21 protein-coding genes are annotated in these 20647 nt (G+C 64.6%); 15 read left to right on the forward strand and 6 right to left on the reverse strand.

The window, feature by feature from the left end; all coding sequences use genetic code 11:
• Nucleotides 1-32 precede the first annotated feature (32 nt).
• The 7 genes from BLQ85_RS07385 to BLQ85_RS07415 all read left to right on the forward strand — a co-directional run bounded on the left by BLQ85_RS07385 (nt 33) and on the right by BLQ85_RS07415 (nt 8840).
• Complete coding sequence (locus BLQ85_RS07385) at nt 33-725, forward strand: TetR/AcrR family transcriptional regulator (protein ID WP_074575658.1); 693 nt, start codon at nt 33-35, stop codon at nt 723-725.
• A complete protein-coding gene (locus BLQ85_RS07390; protein WP_074575659.1) occupies nt 722-1924 on the forward strand; it encodes an efflux RND transporter periplasmic adaptor subunit in 1203 nt (400 codons plus the stop codon). The genes BLQ85_RS07385 and BLQ85_RS07390 overlap by 4 nt, the downstream gene beginning before the upstream one ends.
• A 12-nt stretch (nt 1925-1936) precedes the next feature.
• The gene (locus tag BLQ85_RS07395) at nt 1937-5185 is read left to right on the forward strand and encodes an efflux RND transporter permease subunit (protein ID WP_074575660.1); all 3249 of its coding nucleotides are present in this window, start codon (nt 1937-1939) and stop codon (nt 5183-5185) included.
• A gap of 74 nt (nt 5186-5259) precedes the next feature.
• A complete protein-coding gene (locus BLQ85_RS07400; RefSeq protein WP_074575661.1) occupies nt 5260-5949 on the forward strand; it encodes a protein-L-isoaspartate O-methyltransferase family protein in 690 nt (229 codons plus the stop codon).
• Nucleotides 5950-6015: 66 nt separating this feature from the next.
• Nucleotides 6016-6372, forward strand: a complete 357-nt coding sequence (locus BLQ85_RS07405) for a rhodanese-like domain-containing protein (protein ID WP_074575662.1) — start codon at nt 6016-6018, stop codon at nt 6370-6372.
• Between the two features lie 42 nt (nt 6373-6414).
• Entirely contained in the window at nt 6415-7773 is a 1359-nt protein-coding gene (locus tag BLQ85_RS07410) for a TolC family outer membrane protein (protein ID WP_074575663.1), read from the forward strand.
• Nucleotides 7774-7829: 56 nt separating this feature from the next.
• Nucleotides 7830-8840: a cupin-like domain-containing protein gene (locus BLQ85_RS07415; RefSeq protein ID WP_254779736.1), complete on the forward strand. Its 1011-nt coding sequence runs from the start codon at nt 7830-7832 to the stop codon at nt 8838-8840.
• A gap of 92 nt (nt 8841-8932) precedes the next feature.
• Here BLQ85_RS07415 and BLQ85_RS07420 read toward each other — a convergent pair whose 3' ends face one another.
• The 3 genes from BLQ85_RS07420 to BLQ85_RS07430 all read right to left on the reverse strand — a co-directional run bounded on the left by BLQ85_RS07420 (nt 8933) and on the right by BLQ85_RS07430 (nt 12925).
• Nucleotides 8933-10261, reverse strand: coding sequence for a 3-deoxy-D-manno-octulosonic acid transferase (locus BLQ85_RS07420; RefSeq protein WP_074575665.1), 1329 nt, complete (start codon nt 10259-10261; stop codon nt 8933-8935).
• Complete coding sequence (waaC, locus tag BLQ85_RS07425) at nt 10258-11274, reverse strand: lipopolysaccharide heptosyltransferase I (RefSeq protein WP_074575666.1); 1017 nt, start codon at nt 11272-11274, stop codon at nt 10258-10260. The genes BLQ85_RS07420 and waaC overlap by 4 nt, the downstream gene beginning before the upstream one ends.
• 265 nt (nt 11275-11539) lie before the next feature.
• Nucleotides 11540-12925 (reverse strand): phosphomannomutase/phosphoglucomutase, encoded by a 1386-nt coding sequence (locus BLQ85_RS07430; RefSeq protein ID WP_074575667.1) that lies wholly within the window; start codon nt 12923-12925, stop codon nt 11540-11542.
• Between the two features lie 214 nt (nt 12926-13139).
• Between BLQ85_RS07430 and BLQ85_RS07435 the strand changes: the two genes are divergently transcribed.
• The 8 genes from BLQ85_RS07435 to BLQ85_RS07465 all read left to right on the forward strand — a co-directional run bounded on the left by BLQ85_RS07435 (nt 13140) and on the right by BLQ85_RS07465 (nt 19231).
• A complete protein-coding gene (locus tag BLQ85_RS07435; RefSeq protein WP_074575668.1) occupies nt 13140-14648 on the forward strand; it encodes a DNA-3-methyladenine glycosylase 2 family protein in 1509 nt (502 codons plus the stop codon).
• 194 nt (nt 14649-14842) lie between these two features.
• Entirely contained in the window at nt 14843-15364 is a 522-nt protein-coding gene (locus BLQ85_RS07440; protein WP_074575669.1) for a methylated-DNA--[protein]-cysteine S-methyltransferase, read from the forward strand.
• Nucleotides 15361-16314 (forward strand): DMT family transporter, encoded by a 954-nt coding sequence (locus BLQ85_RS07445; RefSeq protein WP_074575670.1) that lies wholly within the window; start codon nt 15361-15363, stop codon nt 16312-16314. The genes BLQ85_RS07440 and BLQ85_RS07445 overlap by 4 nt, the downstream gene beginning before the upstream one ends.
• Nucleotides 16311-16481 (forward strand): hypothetical protein, encoded by a 171-nt coding sequence (locus BLQ85_RS24550; protein WP_175456055.1) that lies wholly within the window; start codon nt 16311-16313, stop codon nt 16479-16481. The genes BLQ85_RS07445 and BLQ85_RS24550 overlap by 4 nt, the downstream gene beginning before the upstream one ends.
• Before the next feature lie 81 nt (nt 16482-16562).
• On the forward strand, nt 16563-17795 hold the full coding sequence (locus tag BLQ85_RS07450) for a serine hydrolase domain-containing protein (RefSeq protein WP_074575671.1): 1233 nt from the start codon (nt 16563-16565) through the stop codon (nt 17793-17795).
• A 49-nt stretch (nt 17796-17844) separates the two neighbouring features.
• Nucleotides 17845-18252, forward strand: coding sequence for a hypothetical protein (locus BLQ85_RS07455; RefSeq protein WP_074575672.1), 408 nt, complete (start codon nt 17845-17847; stop codon nt 18250-18252).
• Nucleotides 18253-18269: 17 nt separating this feature from the next.
• Complete coding sequence (locus BLQ85_RS07460) at nt 18270-18800, forward strand: DMP19 family protein (RefSeq protein WP_074575673.1); 531 nt, start codon at nt 18270-18272, stop codon at nt 18798-18800.
• Nucleotides 18801-18856: 56 nt separating this feature from the next.
• The gene (locus BLQ85_RS07465) at nt 18857-19231 is read left to right on the forward strand and encodes a VOC family protein (protein WP_074575674.1); all 375 of its coding nucleotides are present in this window, start codon (nt 18857-18859) and stop codon (nt 19229-19231) included.
• A gap of 201 nt (nt 19232-19432) precedes the next feature.
• On the opposite strand, the gene BLQ85_RS07470 is transcribed toward BLQ85_RS07465, so the two are convergent.
• The 3 genes from BLQ85_RS07470 to BLQ85_RS24190 all read right to left on the reverse strand — a co-directional run bounded on the left by BLQ85_RS07470 (nt 19433) and on the right by BLQ85_RS24190 (nt 20638).
• Nucleotides 19433-19666, reverse strand: coding sequence for a hypothetical protein (locus BLQ85_RS07470; RefSeq protein ID WP_074575675.1), 234 nt, complete (start codon nt 19664-19666; stop codon nt 19433-19435).
• A gap of 143 nt (nt 19667-19809) precedes the next feature.
• Nucleotides 19810-20025 carry a hypothetical protein gene (locus BLQ85_RS24555; RefSeq protein ID WP_175456056.1) on the reverse strand — a complete coding sequence of 72 codons (216 nt, stop codon included), beginning with the start codon at nt 20023-20025 and terminating at the stop codon, nt 19810-19812.
• Between the two features lie 220 nt (nt 20026-20245).
• A complete protein-coding gene (locus BLQ85_RS24190) occupies nt 20246-20638 on the reverse strand; it encodes a hypothetical protein (protein ID WP_139200912.1) in 393 nt (130 codons plus the stop codon).
• Nucleotides 20639-20647: the final 9 nt, after the last annotated feature.

Here is a 20647-nt window from a genome sequence, read left to right on the forward strand (position 1 = left end):
CAGATATATTACTAACCAGTCAGTCAGTAACTATGTCTCTTTCCAAACTTTTCCACGACAACACCGCGGTCGCCGCCAAGCGGGAGCGCCGCAAGGAAGCGCGCCCGGGCGAACTCCTGGATGCCGCATTGGACCTTTTTGTCGAAAAAGGCTTTGCCGCCACCCGCGCCGAGGAAGTCGCCGCCCGCGCCGGCGTCTCCAAGGGCACCTTGTTCCTTTATTTCCAGAGCAAGGAAGAGCTGTTCAAGGCCGTGGTGCGCGAGAACATCTCGGGCCGCTTCACCGAGTGGCGCGCCGAGCTGGAAACCTTTGAAGGCACCACCTCCGAATTGCTGGCCTACTGCATGAACAGCTGGTGGGAACGGGTGGGCCTGACGCGCGCCTCGGGCCTGACCAAGCTGATGATGAGCGAGGCCAAGAACTTCCCCGACATCGCGGCCTTCTACCAGCAGGAAGTCATCATGCCGGGGCACGGCCTGATCCGCAGCATCCTGCAGCGCGGCATGGACCGCGGCGAGTTCCGCCCCATGAACCTGGACTACGCCGTCTATGTCGTGATCGCCCCCATGATTTTCCTGATCCTGTCCAGGCACTCCGGCGGCGTGTGTCTAAGCAGCGAGATTGACCTGGACCCGCAAAAATACATCGCCTTCCAGGTGGAAACCATCCTGAACGGCATCTCCGCGCCGGCCGTTGCCGCCGTGGCCAACAGGAAGGCCGCATGAAGCGCTGGGCCAAGTGGGCGGTCGCCGGCCTGATCGTGCTGCTCGTGGCGGGCGGTGTGCTGCGCGCGCTGGGCGCGCGCAAGGCCCAGCAGCAGGCGCTGGCCGCCAGCAGCGCCGTCAAGGACATGGGCCTGGTGGAACTGGCCGCCACCGACGTGGTCAAGGCCCAGGTGCGCGAAGTCGTGCAGGGCCTGCCGGTCTCGGGTTCGCTCAAGGCCGTCAACTCCGCCGTGATCAAGGCCCGCGTCGCTGGCGAACTGCAGGGCCTGGCGGTGCGCGAGGGCGATGTGGTCAAGGCCGGCCAGGTGATCGCGCGCATAGACGCCGCCGAATACCAGTCGCGCGTGCGCCAGGCCCGCGAACAGGCCGAATCCGCCAAGGCCCAGGTCGACGTGGTGCAGCGCCAGTACGACAACAACAAGGCGCTGGTCGACCAGGGCTTTATTTCCAAGACCGCGCTGGACACCTCGCTAGCCAACCTCAATGCCGCGCAGTCCACCTACAAGGCCGCGCTGGCCGCGACCGACGTGGCCGCCAAATCTCTGGACGACACGGTGCTCAAGGCGCCTATCTCCGGCCAGGTCTCGCAGCGCCTGGCGCAGCCCGGCGAGCGTGTGGGCATAGACACCAAAATCGTCGAAATCGTGGACCTGAGCCGGCTCGAACTCGAGGCCACGCTGAGCGCCACCGACTCCATGGAAGTGCGCGTCGGCCAGAGCGCCCAGCTGCAGATTGAAGGCAGCCGCCAACCCGTGACGGCCGTGGTCGCGCGCATCAACCCCAGCGCGCAGGCCGGCAGCCGCAGCGTGCTGGCCTACCTGAACATCGACAACCCGGGCGTTTCCGGTGCTTCCGGCGAAGCCGGCGCCCCGCCGCTGCGCCAGGGCCTGTTCGCCCAGGGCACGCTGGGCACGGCACGCGCCTCGCTGCTGGCGCTGCCCGTCAGCGCCGTGCGCACCGACAAGCCCGCGCCCTATGTGCAGGCCGTGGAGAACGGCGTGGTGGTGCACAAGACCGTCGAGCTGGGCGCGCGCGGCGCCGCCGGTAGCGACAGCGTGGTGGCCATCAAAGGCCTGGAAGAAGGCGCGCTTGTCGTGCGCGGCGAAATCGGCGCGCTGCGCGAAGGCACCAAGGTGCGCTTCACGCAACTGCCCTCCGCGCAGCCCGCCGCCAGCGCGCCCGCCAAACCGGCGCCCTGAGGCTTCACACGCATGTGGTTCACGCAGGTCAGCCTCAAGAATCCCGTGTTCGCCACCATGGTCATGCTGGCCATCGTGGTGCTGGGGCTGTTCTCCTACCAGCGCATGCAGGTCGACCAGTTTCCCAACATCGACTTCCCGGTGGTGGTGATCACCGCCGAATACCCGGGCGCCTCGCCCGAAATCGTCGAGAGCGAAGTCACCAAGAAGATTGAAGAAGGCGTCAACTCGATTGCCGGCATCAACGCGCTGACCTCGCGCAGCTATGAAGGCCAGGCCGTGGTCATCATGGAGTTCCAGCTCTATATCGACGGGCGCCGCGCCGCCGAGGACGTGCGCGAAAAAATCGCGGCCATCCGGCCGAGCTTTCGCGACGAGGTCAAGGAGCCGCGCGTGCTGCGCTTCGACCCGGCCAGCCGCGCCATCTGGTCGGTCGCCGTGCTGCCCCAATCCGGCAAGGGCAAGGCCATGGATGCGGTGGAGTTGACCAACTGGGCCGACCAGGTGCTGAAAAAACGCCTGGAGAACGTGCGCGGCGCCGGCTCGGTCACCCTGGTGGGCGGCACCAAACGCGAGATCAACGTCTACCTCAACCCGCAGGCCATGGAGTCGCTGGGCATCACCGCCGACCAGGTGGTCAATGCGGTGCGCAACGAAAACCAGGACCTGCCGGTGGGCGCCATCCGTTCGCTGCAGCAGGAGCGCGTCGTCAAGATAGACGCGCGCATGAAGCGGCCCGAGGACTTCGGCAAGATCATCGTGGCGCGCAAGAATACCGGCAGCGGGGCGGCCGCGGCGGTCACCGTCGACCAGGTGGCCCGCATCGCCGACGGCGCGCAGGAACTCGACAGCCTGGCGCTCTACAACGGCCAGCGCACCCTGCTGCTGACGGTGCAAAAAGCCCAGGACGAAAACACCATTGCCGTGGTCGACGGCCTGAACAAGGCCGTGGCCGAGCTGCAGCCGCTGCTGCCGCCTGGCGCGCGGCTGGAACTCATCACCGACGGCTCGCGACCCATACGCGTGGCCGTCGAGAACGTGCGCCGCACCCTGATTGAAGGCGCGCTGCTGACGGTGCTTATCGTCTTCCTGTTCCTCAATTCCTGGCGCTCCACGGTGATCACCGGGCTGACGCTGCCGATCTCCATCATCGGCACCTTTTTGTTCATGAATTTGTTCGGCTTCACCATCAACATGATCACGCTGATGGCGCTGTCGCTGTGCGTGGGCCTGCTGATCGACGACGCCATCGTGGTGCGCGAGAACATCGTGCGCCATGTGCAGATGGGCAAGGCACCCTACCAGGCCTCGATGGACGGCACCCAGGAAATCGGCCTGGCCGTGCTGGCCACCACTTTCTCCATCGTGGCGGTGTTCCTGCCCATCGGTTTTATGGGCGGCATCATCGGCAAGTTCTTCCACGAGTTCGGCGTGACCATCGTGGCCGCCGTGCTGATCTCCATGTTCGTGAGCTTCACGCTGGATCCCATGCTCTCCAGCGTCTGGCACGACCCAGCCATCGAAGCGCACGGCCGGCAGGGCGCGCCCGTCACCTTCTACGACAGGACCATAGGCCGCGTCACCGGCTGGTTCGACCGCGCCACCGAATCCCTGAGCGACAGCTACCAGGGCATCTTGCGCTGGTCGCTGGGCCACAAGCTGGCCACGCTGGCGCTGGCGGTGCTGATTTTTGTCACCAGCATCTTCATGGTGCCGCTGCTGGGCACCGAGTTCGTGCCCAAAGCCGACTTCTCCGAGACCACGCTGAACTTCTACACGCCGGTGGGCTCCTCGCTGGAAAACACCGAAGCCAAGGCGCGCCAGGTCGAGGCCATCGTGCGCGAGTTCCCCGAAGTCAAATACACGCTGGCCACGCTCAACACCGGCAACGCCCAGGGCAAGATGTACGCCAGCGTCTACGTGCGCCTGGTGGACCGCAAGGCGCGCACGCGCAGCGTCGACGAGATGTCGGGCGTGCTGCGCGAGCGGCTCAAGCAGGTGCCCGGCATCACGGTCACGCACGTCGGCCTGCTTGACGCGGTGGGCGGCAACAAGCAGGTGGAGTTTTCGCTGCAGGGCACCGACCTCAAGGAGCTCGAGCGGCTCACGCGCGCCATCAGCGACAAGATACGGGGCATCCCCGGCCTGGTGGACCTGGACTCCAGCGTGAAAGCCGACAAGCCGGTGATCGAGGTCGACGTGCGGCGCGACGCGGCCTCCGACCTGGGCCTGTCGGTGTCGCAGATCGCCGCCTCGCTGCGCACCCTGGTGGCCGGCCAGACGGTGGGCAACTGGCGCGCGCCCGACGACCAGACCTACGACGTCAATGTGCGCCTGGCGCCCGGCGCCCGCACCGCACCGCAGGACCTGGAGCGCCTGCCCTTCATGAGCAACACCATGGGCAGCAATGCCGACGGCTCCTCGCGCGTGGTGCGGCTCAACCAGGTGGCGACCGTGAAGGAGTCCACCGGCCCCAACCAGATCAACCGACGCGACATGGCGCGCGAGGTCGCCATCAACGCCAACGTCTACAAGCGCTCGGCCGGCGAGGTCTCCAACGACATCAAGGCCGTGCTCGACAACTTCAGCTTCCCGCCTGGCTACCGCTACCAGTTCAGCGGCTCCACCAAAAACATGGCCGAGTCCTTCGGCTACGCGGTCTCGGCGCTGGTCATGGCGATTTTGTTCATCTACATGATCCTGGCCAGCCAGTTCAAGAGCTTTTTGCAGCCCATGGCGCTGATGACCTCGCTGCCGCTGACCCTGATCGGCGTGGTGCTGGCGCTGCTGCTGTTCCGCTCCACGCTGTCGATGTTCTCCATCATCGGCGTGGTGATGCTGATGGGCCTGGTCACCAAGAACGCCATCCTGCTGGTCGACTTCGCCATCCGCATGCGCGCCGACCGGCTGGACGTGGACGGCCACCGCGTGCCCGGCATGGAGCGCGGCGAGGCCCTGCTGCATGCCGCCAAGGTCCGGCTGCGCCCCATCCTGATGACCACGCTGGCCATGATCTTCGGCATGGTGCCGCTGGCCTTTGCCCTGACGGAAGGCTCCGAGCAGCGCGCCCCCATGGGCCAGGCCGTCATAGGCGGCGTGATCACCTCCTCGCTGCTGACGCTGGTGGTGGTGCCCGTGACCTATTGCTACCTGGACGACCTGGGCCAGTGGTTCAAGCGCAAATTCGGCCCCAAAACCCGCCACGGCGCCGCCCCTGAAGCACCGCCCGCCCGCCCTGCGCCTGTCATGGCCGGCCGCTAAAATCAAAGGTTTATCTCGTGAACCCCCTCTTCACTTCCCTTTCTTCCCCTATTTCGCCCAACCACAGGTCCGCCATGAACTACGAACAAGCCCGATTCAACATGATTGAACAGCAAATCCGCCCCTGGGAAGTGCTGGACAACCAGGTCCTTTCCCTGCTCGCCGTGGTCAAGCGCGAAGACTTCGTGCCGGCGGCCCACAAGGCCCTGGCCTTTGTCGACATGGAAATCCCGCTGCCGCCCCAGGCCAACCCCAGCCAGTGCATGCTGGCGCCCAAGGTCGAAGCCCGCATCCTGCAGGAGCTGGCCGTGCAAAAGCACGAAAAAGTGCTGGAGATCGGCGCCGGCTCCGGCTACATGGCCGCCCTGCTGGCGCACCGCGCGCAGCAGGTGATCACGCTTGAGATCGACCCCACGCTGGCGCAGATGGCACGCGACAACCTGCAGCGCGCCGGCGTCTACAACGCCGAGGTGCGCACCGGCGACGGTGCCGCCAAGCTGGCGCAAGCCGTGGCCGGCAACGACCCGCTGCGCGGCCCCTTCGATGTCATCGTGCTCAGCGGCTCGGTCGCCGAAGTGCCGGCCTCGCTGCTGTCCCTGCTCAAGGTCGGCGGGCGCCTCAGCGCCATCGTGGGCTTTGAGCCCGTGATGCGCGCCACCCTGGTCACCCGCGTGGCCGAAGACGCCTGGCGCACCACCCAGGCCTGGGACACCGTGGCGCCGCGCCTGCTGAACTTCCCTGAACCCTCGGCCTTCAGCTTCTGAAAGCCGGCGGCAATACCCGATCACGACCGATCACGACCGATCACGACACACCTGAAAGCGCCACCCATGGTTCCCCAGCTCAATCCCGCCGACTTCAGCGCCTGGCGCGACAACGCCGGCGCGGGCGCGCCCGCCCTGCCCGTGGTGCTTGACGTGCGCGAGCCCTGGGAACTGCAAACGGCCACGGTCAAGGAAGACGGCTTCCGGCTGGTGCATATCCCCATGCGCGAGATCCCCGCGCGCCTGCCCGAGCTGCAAGAGGCCGGTGCCGGCCAGCCGATTGCCTGTCTGTGCCACCACGGCATGCGCAGCCTGCAGGTGGCCAACTACCTGACGCAAAGCGGCTTCACCGAAGTCGTCAACCTGCAAGGCGGCATCAATGCCTGGTCGCAGCAGGTGGACCGCTCCGTGCCTGTGTACTGATCCTTTTTTATTCGCCGATCCCTTCATTTCTTCAGGACTCTTATGACCACGCCCAAGAAACCGCCGGCCCGCCCGGCGATGTTGCCCCTGTCGATTGCGGCCGCCGTGGCACTGCTGGCCATGGCCCCCCTGGCGCAAGCCCAGAGTCTCGTCGAGCTGTATGAATCGGCCCGCGCCTTCGACGCTTCCTACCAATCGGCCAAACTGCAATACGACGCCAACCTCGCCAAGGCCGACCAGGCCAAGGCCGGCATCCTGCCGACGGCGGGCCTCTCAGCCGGCGTGTCGCGCACCGCGTTTGAAAACACGGCCCCGGTGATAGACCGCAGCTTCAACACACAAAACGCCACGCTCAACCTCTCGCAGCCGCTGTACCGCCCGGCCAACTGGGCCACCTACCAGCAAGCCTCCCGGCAGGTGGACCTGGCCAAGGCCCAGCTGGAAACCGCCGACCAGGATCTGATCGTGCGCACCAGCCAGGCCTACTTCGACGTGCTGGCCGCGCAGGACACCCTGACCTTTGTGCGGGCCCAGAAAGCCGCCGTGGCCGAGCAGCTGGCCTCGGCCAAGCGCAACTTCGAGGTCGGCACCTCCACCATCACCGACACCCGCGAAGCCCAGGCCCGCTACGACCTGGTGATCGCCCAGGAGCTGGCCGCCGAGAACGACCTGCGCGTCAAAAAAATCGCGCTGGACACCCTGGTCGGCAAGACCGAAACCCAGCCCAAGCCGCTGACCAGCCCGGTCGGCCTGCCGACCATCACGCCGGCCGACGTCGACACCTGGGTGTCACAGTCCGAACTCGTGCACCCCAGCATCCGCCAGGCGCAAAGCAATGTGGAGATCGCCGAGCTGGAGGTGAACAAGGCCGAAGCCGGCCACAAGCCCACGCTGGACGCCACGGCCAGCTACAACGTGACGCGCAACCCTTCGGGCACGGCCACCACCATCCCGCCCTTTGCCTTCCGCACCAACACCACCACCGTCGGCGTGCTGCTCAACGTGCCGTTGTTCGCGGGCTTTTCCACGCAAAACCGCGTGCGCGAAACCCTGTCGCTGCGCGACAAGGCCAAGAGCGACCTCGAAGGCGCGCGGCGCACCGTGGCGCAGGCCACACGCACCGCCTACTTCGGCGTGCAGTCGGGCCAGGGCCAGGTCAAGGCGCTGGAGGCGGCCGAGCTCTCAAGCCAGAGCGCGCTGGACGCCAACAAGCTGGGCTACCAGGTCGGCGTGCGCATCAACATCGACGTGCTCAATTCGCAAAGCCAGCTGTTCCAGACCAAACGCGACCTGGCCAAGGCGCGCTACGACGTGCTGCTGGGCGACCTCAAACTGCGCCAGGCCAACGGCACGCTGACGCCGGAAGACCTGCAGAAGATCAACGCGCTGCTGGCCCGGTAAACTCCGGCCAACCACTCCAACAAAGGCCCCGTGCCGGGGCCAGAATTTCCATGTTGATGCCCGCACACAATCCCCTGCCCCTGCCGATAGAGGCCGAACGCGTGCACGACGCGCCGGTGCACGTTCCCAAAGGCCCCAGCTTCGAGCTGATCGAGGAAACCACCTGGGAAGAGCTCAAGCGCACGGGCCGCCGCCAGCCGTTTGACAAACCCGTGCTGGTCAAGGGCGGCATCCACCACTGGCCGGCCTGGAAAAAATGGTCGTTTGAGTTCCTCGCCGACGTCTGCGCCGGCAAGGGCGCCGAGGTGCCCGTCAAGTTCACCGACGGCCTGGTCGAGCAAGGCGTGACCAAGGGCCGCCCCTTCCTGCCGGTCGCGCCCTATCTGCGGGAACTCGGCAAGGCGGCGCAGCGCACGCCCGACCCCATGGCCGGCCTGCTGCCCAAGCCGGTGCGCGACGGCTACAAACCCGGCGAGCGTTTTCACCTGAACTGGGCCCACATGCAGTCGTTCAAGCCGACGACCCTGTACCTGGCGCAGTGGGACATCCTGGAAAAATACCCCGAGCTGCGCCGCGACCTGCTCATCAAGAGCCTGTGGCCCGGCCGCATGACCTGGGAATACGTCTTCATGGGCCCGGCCAATACCGTGACCGGCCTGCACAACGATTTCCCGCACAACTGGTTTGTGCAGCTGCAGGGCGTCAAGGAGTTCATCCTTTTCTCGCCCGACCAGCGCCAGCACATGTGCCCGGCCGCCAAGTACGACTGGGGCGCCACGCTCAGCGACATCAACGTCTCGCGCCTGCCCGAACAGGTCCGCGAACTCGCGTCCTTCGAAAAAGCCCACGGCTACCATGCCCGCGTGGAAGCCGGCGATGCACTGTTCATTCCCAAGCGCACCTGGCATTCGGTGGTCTCGGTGGAGCCCTCCATCAGCCTGGGCATGTTCGGCCTCACGCCTTGGGAAGTCGCCACCGGCGGCGCCTGGGCCACGCTGCGCGACTGGGCGCACCACCTGCGCATGTACGCCTGGGGTAACTGCACCTGCCATCAAGTGAGGAGTTAGCCCCCACGCTTTTCACTTCGTGTAATGCGCTGCCCCCCGAGGGGCCGCTGCGCCTGCGGTCTGGCAAAGCCAGTCCCGCGGCCCCTGCTTGGTTAAGGCAGAAAAACCTGCAGCGCAGCCAAGGTCCTGGCCGTGGCACCGCGGTTGCGGTCGGCAAAGGCCAGCCCTGCCGCCACGGCCGCGGCGTGCGCATCAGGCCTGTCCATCCACTTGCGCGCGGTGCGCACGCCCTGCTCCATGTCCACCACGCGCCGGGCCGCGCCGGCTTCCACGGCCAGTTCGGCGGCTTCGGTGAAGTTAAAGGTATGCGGGCCCATGACCACGGGGCAGCCGCAGGCTGCGGCCTCGATCAGGTTCTGGCCGCCCAGGGGCGCGAAGCTGCCGCCCAGCAAGGCGACGTCGCTCATCGCGTAATACAAGGCCATCTCGCCCAGCGAATCGCCCAGCCACACATCGGCCTGCAGCGCCTCGCCGGTCGGGCCTCCTGCCGCGTCATCCCAGCCGGAGCGGCGCGACACACGCAGGCCGTGCTGGCGCACCAGCGCCTCCACCTCGTTAAAGCGCTGCGGGTGGCGCGGCACCAGCAAAATCCTGAAACGGCTTCCGGTCTCCTGCGGCGGGGCATCCGCCGCCGGCGCATTTTCGGACTGGGCCATGGCCTTGAGCTGCTGCAGGAACTGCTCTTCCTCGCCCTCGCGCGAGCTTGCGAACATCATCACCGGCAAGGCCAGCGCGCGGCGCCAGGACTTGCCTCTTTCCTGTTGGGCTTCGTCCAGCGAGGCATCAAATTTGAGGTTGCCGAACACGCCGCCGACGGTCGCGCCGGCCTGGCGAAAGCGGCGCGCGTCGTCGTCCGTCTGCGCGTACACCGCCGACAGCGCGGCATAGGCCGGCACCGACAGCGGCGACATCCTGAGTGCCTGCTTCAGCGATTTTTCAGACAACCTGCCGTTGACCAGCACCAGCGGCATGGCGCGCGTTTTTGCGGCGGCTACCAGGTTGGGCCAGATTTCGGTTTCCATCAACAGCCCAAGCCGCGGCTTGAAGTGTTCAAAAAACCGTGCCACCGCCCCGGGGCTGTCCCAGGGCTGCCAGACCTGCACGTCACCGGGCTGCAGCAAGGCCACACCCTCGGCGCGCCCGGTGGCCGTGCCGTGCGTGAGCAGTATGCGCAGGCCGGGGTGGCGTTCACGCAAGGCCTTGAGCAGCACGGCCGCCGCGCGGGTCTCGCCCAGCGAGACCGCATGCACCCAGACCAGTTCGGAACGGGTTTCGGCCGGCTGCGTGTAGCGGCCGAAGCGCTCTTCCACCGCCTCCAGGTAGCCGGGCTCCTGCTTTGCGCGGCGCGCCAGTTTGCGGCGCAGCAGCGGCTGCCCGCAGCACATCAGCAGCGAATAGAGTTTCAGCGCCACCGCGCTCATGCGGCGACCCCGGCCGTGCTGCAGGCCAGCCAGGCCTGCCAGACGGCGTCGACACCCGGCGCCGGCTGCGCAAACACGCTGAGCTGCCGGCCGCCATGGCCCAGCGCGTCAGGCCCGGTGCGCCAGGCGGTGTCGAAGTTGTAGATCTGCACATGCGGCAGGTCCAGCGCGACGGCGATATGGCTCACGCCGCTGTCCACGCCGATCACGCCGGCGCATTGCGCGAGTTCTTCAGCCAGCGCATCCAGCGCCAGCACAGGCGGCACCAGGGCCGAGCCCGCCGCCGCGCCGTTCAGCGCCGTAGCCATTGCCTCGCTGGTGGCCAGCTCCGCGGCGTTGCCGTGCGGCAGCAGCAGCTGGTAGCCGGCCGTGTTCAGGCGCTGGCCCAGCGCGACCCAGTGACTCAGCGGCCACTCCTTGTCGGCGCGCGAAGTACCATGGATGAAGGCGACACGGCCCTTAGGGAAGTGTTCATGGGTCTTTGCGGGCGCCGCAGCCACTTTCAAGCCAAAGTCAGCGGCGGCCGCAAAGCGGTAGCCCAGCGCGCGCGCGGCCAGTTCACGCGAACGCCACACCGCATGGATATGCGGCTCGACCGCTATCGCGACGTCGGCCACCCAGCGTGTGGGCGCCTCGTAGCCCGAGCCGTCGGTCTGGTTGGCCAGCGCATAGCGTTTGCCGCCGGCCGCCAGCCGGGCCAGGCGCGCCACCAGGGCGGACTTGGTCAGGCCTTGCAGGTCGATCACGGCGTCATAAGCCTCCTGCTGCAAGTCGTGCTTGAAGGCACGCCAGGCCTGGCGCGTGGCCGCCGTCCAGAAGGATTTGCGCCAGCGCCGTATCTCGCAGGGAATGATGCGGTGCAGGCCTTCGCTGCGCGCCAGCAAAGGGGCGAAGGACTTCTCCACCACCCAGTCAATTTGCGCCTGGGGCAACGCGGCGCGTATGTCCTGCACCACGGGCAGTGTGTGCACCACATCGCCCAGGGACGAGAGCTTGACCAGGAGAATTTTCATGAGAGGCCATTCTATGGCCCCCACGCTCCCCCACTTCGAGCCTGCGGCGGTTCCCTGCCCCTTGCACGGAGAGAGGGGCCATCCGCCTGTGGCCCGGCAAAGCCGGTTCCGCGGCCCCTGCTTGGTTGAAGAGTTCTGTGGGTGCGACCAGTGATGGAGGTATTCCACCAGCGGGGGCCGAGGGTCCGGCTTTGCCGGCCCCAGGCGCCGCCCCCTTGAGGGGGAACAGGCTACACGCAGTGAGCCTGGACGGGGGTGGGCTTATTTAATGCGCCGCGGCCGCCAGGCTGGCATCGGGCTTCACGCTGCGCAGCAGGGCCAGCATATCGGCCTCAATACGCTCCATGGCCTGCTGGGTATGGCCCTCAAAACGCAGCACCAGCACCGGCGTGGTGTTGGAGGCGCGTATCAGGCCAAAGCCGTCGGGCCAGTCCACACGCACGCCATCGATGGTTGAAATCTTCGCTGGCGCCGCGAATTTCGCCGACTTGATCAAGGCCTCCACCACCGCATGCGGCTCGCCTTCCTTGCAGGCCACATTGAGTTCGGGCGTGCTGAAGCTGGTCGGCAAGGCATTGAGAACAATCCCGGCATCGGGCACGCGGCTCAAAATCTCGAGCAGGCGGGCGCCAGCATAGGTGCCGTCATCAAAGCCGTACCAGCGCTCCTTGAAGAAAATGTGGCCGCTCATCTCGCCGCCCAGCGGCGAGTTGACTTCCTTCATCCTGGCCTTGATCAGCGAATGGCCGGTCTTGTACATCATGGGCACGCCGCCGGCGGCCTCGATCTCGGGCGCCAGGCGCTGCGAGCATTTCACGTCGAACAAAATCGTGGCGCCCGGCTCGCGCGAAAGCACGTCGCGCGCGAACAGCATCATCTGCCGGTCGGGGTAGATGTTCTGGCCGTCCTTGGTGACGATGCCCAGACGGTCGCCGTCGCCGTCAAAGGCCAGGCCCAGTTCGGCGTCGCCGCTTTGCAAGGCCTTGATCAGGTCCTGCAGGTTTTCGGGCTTGCTCGGGTCCGGGTGGTGGTTGGGAAAGTTGCCGTCCACTTCACTGAAGAGCTCGGTGACTTCGCAGCCCAGCGCGCGGAAGATCGCGGGCGCCGATGCGCCGGCAATGCCGTTGCCCGAATCGACGACGATTTTCATCGGGCGCTCCAGCTTGATGCCGGAAACGATGCGCTCGCGGTAGGCCGTACCCACGTCGACCTGGCGTATGCTGCCGCCCTGCGCGGGCAGCACCCAGTCCTCGCCTTCGATGACGCGGCGCAGCGCCTGGATCTCCTCGCCGTAGATCGCGCGGCCGGCCAGCACCATCTTGAAGCCGTTGTAGTCCTTGGGGTTGTGGCTGCCGGTGACCTGTATGCCGGAGCCGGCCAGCGTGCTGGCGGCAAAGTACAGCATGGGCGTGGTCACCATACCCACATCGATCACGTCAATGCCCGTGGCGGCCAGGCCGCGCATCAGCGCCGCGCTCAGCGAAGGCCCGCTGAGCCGGCCGTCGCGGCCCACGGCCACGGCTTTTTCGCCCTCCGCCAGCGCCGCCATGCCAAAAGCCTTGCCCAGGGCCTCGGCCATCGTTTCATGGATGGTGGACGGCACAACGCCGCGTATGTCATAGGCCTTGAAGATAGACGGGTTGATTTGCATCGGGGGCGGTTCCTGGAGGGTACGGGAATGGAGTCAGAGGCGGATTCATTGTAGGTGGCGGCCCCGCCACTTCCTGTAGGCGGCAGCCGTTTCCGCCCAGTCCGTTCAGACTATTGCGGGACCCCAAAAGGCCCACAAGACCGGCCCACGCAGGGCCAAGGGACATGTCCGAAAACGGCCAGTCAAAACCGGCCCGCGGCGTATCATTTCTTCCATGGACCGCGACAACACCCCTCTGGCCGACAACGACTGCTACCTCGCCCTGAAGGCGCGCGACGCGCGTTTTGACGGCAGCTTTTTCACCGGCGTGACCTCCACCGGCATTTATTGCCGGCCGGTCTGCAGCGTGAAAACGCCCAAGCGCGAGAACTGCCGTTTCTTCCACCATGCGGCACAGGCCGAGAACGCCGGCTTTCGCCCCTGCCTGCGCTGCCGGCCCGAGCTGGCGCCGCATTCGGTGGTCTGGTCCATCCAGGACGCTTCCTACATCCTGGCCCACCAGGCGGCGCGCCTGCTGGACGAGCCCGAGGTCTGGGCCGGCGAGGCCCCCTCGGTCGACAAACTCGCGACGCGCCTGGGCGTGAGCGACCGCCATGTGCGGCGCATCTTCGAGGCGCAGTTCGGCGTCTCGCCCATGCAGTATTTGCAGACACACAGGCTGCACACCGCCAAGCAGCTGCTGGCCGACACCGACCTGCCGATCACGCAGGTCGCGCTGATCAGTGGCTTTGCCAGCGTGCGCCGTTTCAACGCGGCTTTTGTCGAGCATTACAAACTCAACCCCACGCAGCTGCGGCGCCAGGGGCTGGACCGCAGCGGCAAGGTCGGCGAAGGCGCGACCATCAGGCTGGGCTACCGCCCGCCTTATGACGTGCAAGCCATGCTGGCTTTTTTCAGCAAGCGCTGCATCAGCGCCATCGAATTCATTGACAGCGAAGCGGCCCTGCCCTGCCTGGGCCGGACCCTGAGCGTCGAGTCCGGCGGCAAGCAGCACACGGGCTGGCTGCTGGCGAGTTTTGAGGAAGAGCGTTCGCGCCTGGTGCTGCGCGTGAGCGACTCGCTGCGCGAAGTGCTGCCGCTGGTGATACGCCGTGTGCGCACCACCTTCGACCTGGACGCCGACCCGACGGCCATCAACAGCGTGCTGCATGCGGCCTTTCCTGATGGCGACGGCCTGCGTGTGCCGGGCGCGCTGGACGGTTATGAACTCGCGGTGCGCGCCGTGCTGGGCCAGCAGATCACCGTGGCCGCCGCGCGCACCCTGGCCCAGCGCATGGTGGACCGTTTCGGCGAACCGGTGGAAACCCCCTGGCCCCAGCTGACGCGGCTCTTTCCCGCCCCCGCCGTGCTGGCCGCCGCCAGCGGCGACGCGCTGGGGCAACTGGGCATCGTCAAGCAGCGCCAGGCAGCCATCGTTGGCATCGCGCAAGCGGTGGCCGACAAGCGCCTGCAGCTGCACAGCGGCGCCGACGTGAACGCCACGCTGGCCACACTCAAGGAATTGCCCGGCATAGGCGACTGGACCGCGCAGTACATCGCCATGCGCGCGCTGCGCTGGCCCGACGCCTTTCCGGCGGGCGACGTGGCGCTGCACAAGGCCCTGGGCGTGCAGGGCCTGAAGAACCCGGCGCGCGAAGCGGAACTCGCTTCAGCGGCCTGGAAACCCTGGCGCAGCTATGCCGTGATACGCGCCTGGAGCGGCACGCTGGAGCGCCCCGGCTGACGGCGATTCATGCGTGAGCGGAATGAATGCGGTGCCCCGATTTCATTGGACGGTTCAGCGCCCCGGCGCGAACATCGCCGGTGGATGATCGAGCCGGCCTTTCCCGCGAAACACCCAGCCAGCCAAAGCCGCCTTTTAGGGCTCAAAAAGACCTGATAAGGCAGACACTCGAAACCATTCAAAAGGTGAACAAGATGAAATTCGACAACTCCATCGTCCAGACGACCTTTCACAGCCCCTTGGGGGAAATGATCATCGCCGCCACCGACAAAGGCCTGGCCGGCGTCTGGTTTGCCGGCCAGCGGCATTTGCCGCCGCAGCTCGTGAAACCCTATGTGTGGCGCGAAGACCCGGAGCACCCGGTGCTCAGGCAAACCATCGCGCAGCTGACGGAATACTATGCCGGCACGCGCACGGAATTTGACCTGCCGCTGGACCTGGGCCACGGCACGGCCTTCCAGCAATCGGTGTGGCAGGCCTTGCTGGCCATCCCGCAGGGCGACACCCTGAGCTACGGCCAGGTCAGCCAGCGCATAGGCAAACCCGAGGCGGTGCGCGCCGTGGGCGCGGCGGTGGGCCGCAACCCGGTCAGCGTCATCGTGCCCTGCCACCGCGTGCTGGGCGCCGATGGCTCACTCACGGGTTATGCTGGCGGGCTGCACCGCAAAACCGCCTTGCTCAAACTCGAAGGCGCACTTCAGGAGAACATGCTGTGAGTTCCAGTCCTTCCGGCATCGCCGCGCCCGTGGGCGCGGCGGCCGCCCAACCCAAAAGCTGGGTCGCCGATTTTGTGATGCTGGCCGCCATCTGGGGCTCGTCCTTTCTGTTCATGCGCATCAGCACGGTGGAATTCGGCCCGCTGCCGACCGCCGCCGTGCGCGTGGCCATCGCCGCGCTGTTCCTGCTGCCCATCGTGTGGCTGCGCGGCCTGCTGCCCGAACTGAAGCAGAACTGGAAAAAGATCTTTTTCATAGGCGTGCTCAATTCGGGCATTCCCTTTGCGTGTTTTTCCTTCGCGCTGCTGTCCATCACCACGGGCCTGTCGGCCATCCTCAATGCCACCGTGCCCATGTTCGGCGCGCTGATCGCCTGGCTGTGGCTCAAGGACAAACCCAATGCCTCGCGCATCCTGGGCCTCATCATCGGTTTTGCCGGCGTGGCCATGCTGGCCTGGGACAAAGCCACCTTCAAGCCCGATGCCTCCGGTGTGGCGCCCGGCTGGGCCGTGCTGGCCTGCCTGTTTGCCTGCCTTTGCTACGGCATCTCGGCCAGCTACACCAAACGCTACCTGTCGGGCATGCCGCCCCTGGTGACGGCGGCCGGCAGCCAGATAGGCGCGACCCTGGGCCTGGCCCTGCCCGCCGCCTGGCTGTGGCCCGCGCAAATGCCGGGCGCACACGCCTGGCTCGCGCTGCTGGCCGTGGGCGTGGTCTGCACCGGCCTGGCCTACATCCTGTTCTTTCGCCTGATTGAAAACGCCGGCCCGCCGCGCGCGCTCTCGGTCACCTTCCTGGTGCCGGTGTTCGCCGTGATCTATGGCGTGATCTTCCTGGGCGAACATGTGACGGCCTGGATGGTGGTCTGCGCCGTGGTGATTGTGATTGGCACCGCGCTGTCGACCGGCTTGCTCAAGCTGGGACGCAAACCTCAACAGCAGAAGGCATGACGTCGGCTCGCAAAACCAAGCTGAAGATCAAGCTGGCTGCGCCCAAGCCGCGTAACCCCTTGGTGGCGGCAGCGGCGCAGCGCAAAGCCGGCTCGCACCGCAAGTCCGAAGCGAGCCTGCGCAAGAAAGAAAAGATGGCGCTCAAGAAGCAGCTGTTTCAGCTGTAATACGCCGTCATACGATCGTCGCCCAAGCTGGGTGAGAATCGGGGTTCTTACAACCATCTGATTCCAACGAGGGCGATTCACATGCAGCAGCTTCCTGTTCACGGCCAGACGACCTGGCGCCGTACCAGCCCATTGACGCCACCAGCGGCCTTGCGCGCCCTGCTCACCGGCCTCTGCCTGTTGGCCTCCCTGGGTAGCGCACAGGCCCAGGACTCACTCGATGCGATGGTCAGCGCGGAAGCCAAAGAGGCCGGCTTTCCCGCACTGGCCGCCGCGGTGGTCAGCAAAGGCACGCTGATGGCCGTGGGCACGGGCGGCACGCGCCGTGTCGGCACCACCATTCCCGTCACGCACCAGGACCGCTTCCACATAGGCTCGGACACCAAGGCCATGACCTCGCTGCTGGCCGCCATGATGGTCGAGGCCGGCAAGCTGCGCTGGGACAGCACCTTCGAGCAGGTGTTTCCCGAGCTGGCCGCCGGCATGGACGCCGGCGTCAAACGTGTCACGCTGACCCAGCTGCTGTCGCACACCAGCGGCCTGCCTTCGGACAACGCGGACTTTGACGCGCTGCTGGCCAAGGTGGTGTTCCAGCCCGGCAACCTCAACGACCAGCGCTACTGGATGGTCCAGCAGACAGTCACCAAGCCACTGGCCCGTGAACCCGGCGCCAGCTTTGCCTATTCCAACCTCGGCTACACCCTGGCCGGCGCCATGATCGAGCGCGTGGGCGAAAAATCCTGGGAAGAGCTAATCTTTGACCGCGTGTTCACGCCGCTCAAGCTCACGAGCGCCGGCATAGGCCCGCAAGCCACGCTGGGCCGCATAGACGCGCCGCTGGGCCACGCCGTGGTCGACGGCAAGCTCAAGGCCATGATTGGCGGCCCCGAAGCCGACAACCCGCTGGTTATCAGCCCGGCCGGCACCGCCCACATGTCGGTGCTGGACTTTGTGCAGTGGGGCAGCTGGATGGCGGGCCAAGGCAAACGCGCGCCCTTCCTGGTCAAACCCGAAACCATGAAAAAACTCGTGACACCCGTGGTCTCCATGTCGGCCGCCTCGACCGCCTCCACCACGGTATCGGGCGCGGCGCAATACGCGCTGGGCTGGGGCTCCACCCAAATGGCCTGGACGCCCTACCCCGTCGCCTTCCACGGCGGCTCCAACAACATGAACAAGGCCTATATCTGGGTCGACACCGAACGCGACGCGGCTATCGTCGTCATGGCCAACGTGGCAACGCCCAATACCGACGACGTGATGCAGAAGCTGGCCGGCAAGCTGTATGCGCGTTACGTGGGCCCGGCGAAGTAGATCGGGATATATTGGCGGGGTTTGATACCCACACACCACGGAGGAAAGCATGAGCGACACAATTTGGGTGCGCAGAAAATCCAGGGTCGGCACCGATGATTCAGGCGACGACTACGACCACTCGCTGTTTTGCAAGGCTTCTGAAGAACTCGATGAACTCGCCAAAAGCCTGGGTGTGCGCGCGCTTTCAGACTTCATCGATACCACCGACATGCAGTACAACTTTTCCGAGGAAGATCTCCCGGAGTCGTGGATCGTGGAGAACGAAAAGTGGTTTGCGCCCGCGGATGCCCTGCCTTCGCTCACCAAAATCGTCGAGCGTTTAAAGGCAGGCGAAGTCAAAGGCATCAAGGAAAAGCTGCGCCCCGAACTGATTGAAGAACTGGAAGACTGCCTGGCCAAGGTGTCCGAAGCCGGGAAAGAGGCGGACCAGTTCCATTTTTGCCTGGTGATGTAAGGCCTGCGGTGCCGCCAATGCCGCCCTACGCGCCGCCGCCCCTGCTTGAGCCGTCCCTGCGCGCCTTGCAGGACTATATGCACCGCTTCTACCCGGACCGCGCCCACAGCGATCCCATACCGATAGACTTCTGGTCGGTCGCCGATGACGAGCTGTTCCTCGAAATCCTGAGTTACATGCCCCTGCATATCAGCGAAGAAGCGCAGGCCAGGTTTGCCGAGTGGCCCCTCGCCTTTCAACTCGCATTTCCGGTCTTCTGGCTGGAAGACGACTATGAGTTCAACGGCTGGACCGCGCTGACCAACGCGGGCGAGGATCTTCTTCAACGCGCGGTGGACGCCTATGAGCGGATCGGCATGCATTCCGAAGCGCAAGCCCTTGCCAAGGCATTGGTATCGGTTTGCCAAGCGCCCGCAGATGAAGAGGCCGCCAAGCGAGCATACAAGTCCGTCCCGAATCCGTATGCGGATGATGAGGCCAAGTTCAGCGAGTTGCTGCGCTTCTTTCGCGGTAATCCGCAGCTTTGGCAGGAAACGCATCAGCCCTGAACCACCCATCGGGCAACATCAGGCTTCGCTCAGGCCCCTACACCTCAGGAGAACCCATGTTTGACCACGTCAAATTCGGCGTCAGCGACTATGCGGCGAGCAAGGCCTTCTTCCTCAAGGCGCTTGAGCCGCTCGGCGTCACCGTTGCCTCGGAAGGGCCGCCGGCCTATGGCGTTGAGCTGAGCTCAAAGGCCAAGGCTTCTTTGTGCCTGTTCCAAACCGCGGAAAAGCCGGCGCATCTTCACCTGGCGTTTATTGCCAGCAACCGCAGGCAGGTCGAAGACTTCTATCGCGCGGCGCTGGAGGCGGGCGGCAAAGACAACGGCGCACCCGGCCTGCGCCCGCACTACCATGCGAACTACTATGCGGCTTTTGTCATTGGCCCGGATGGGCACAACATCGAGGTGGTTTGCCACGAGCCGGAGGTTTAAGCTTTTCTTCAAAACCTGCGGGGTAGTGACTACCTGGATCAATCCAAGAGGCTCACTCCAAACTCGGGTCAGACTTCAGCGCAACATAGCAGCGGATCCACACAAACTCAACAATCAATGCAGGTTTCTCACTAAATAGCAAACTGAATTGCAGCGGATCAGCAACCTAAACAGAATCGCCGCCCGATACAGCCGGGACAGCTAGTGCCCAGTCGAAGTTGAAAGCCATTCGATAACCCAGCCAGACTCATCAAAGTATTGGGCAAGGGCCTCTTTATCGATTACCCAACTATCGTGCACAGAACTCATGTCCGCAGATTTCGAAGTCAGAATTAAAAAACCACCTGTCGCTTCAGCATCGTCAATGACTTTGACATAGCATCCAACATCTTCGCCTTCAATGATTCGACCCTTCTGTCCTATTGGAATATGCATGGATTACTCGCCAAAGGGTATCTGAAACGCTCATCGGCCCCGCAGTTATGGATGAGTGGTCATCTCTTCCCGCGATAACTGATGAAAACTCTTCTGAAATTATCTCGATCACAGCCATAAAGGGCTTCGGCGCAATTCACAGCCTAATCACAAATAACACCAAAGGTTTCGGCTTTCATTTTGAATTCGCTCTTCGCAGCCTCCGAAGGAAAAGTAAGAGTAACGGCCTCTCCGACTAGCAAGCGCTCTACTTCAACTTTTGCTTGAGCTAACGATCCCGTCGAGTGCTGCTTGACGGCCTCGATAAGCGACACCGTCTGAAGGCCCTTTTCCCAAGACCTCGTGGTAAGTGTTGTCATAGTCTGGCCTCAACTGCAATTGGAAGTGGTGCGTGATCCCGCAATGCCCAACGTCTGATGACATTCAATGTCGCCACGTCTATCACTCCTAATTTCCCTCTGCTTTTAAAACAAGCAGGGTAGTGCCTACGTGGGTCAGATTTCGACCGAATTCAACACTCAAGCCGCGCAATTAAGCGATCTGCTACCAACCGAAGCTCAGGGTGACCGCACCCTTTGCTTATTGCAAAGCGATACTTTTTGCCAACATTAGAACTCTGGCACCGTATACAGGTTCTATTTCAATTAGAACCGTTTCTCCTGCATTTATAGCTTTGAGCTGACGCTCAATCAGAGAAGAAAAGGCGCCATCTACAGCCACATCTGTTTGTCCTGTTAATAGCTCCACCAATAGATGTTGAAAGTCGCTCACTTTGCTTTCATGACCCCAAGCATTCACCCTATCAATGATATTTTTTTCGCGGAATTCACTGACAGCAAGCTGTGTGACCCCCCGCGCGCTAAGAACAACGGAGCGCCCCGCCTGAAGACGAATAGAAAAATCAACTCCCTTTGACTCTTCATCTACCGAAATTCCCGTGAGGTGTCCCTCAACACAATCGGAAAAATTCATCGCTAATCC

The sequence above is a fragment of the Polaromonas sp. JS666 genome (assembly GCF_900103405.1).
GTDB lineage: Bacteria > Pseudomonadota > Gammaproteobacteria > Burkholderiales > Burkholderiaceae_C > Polaromonas.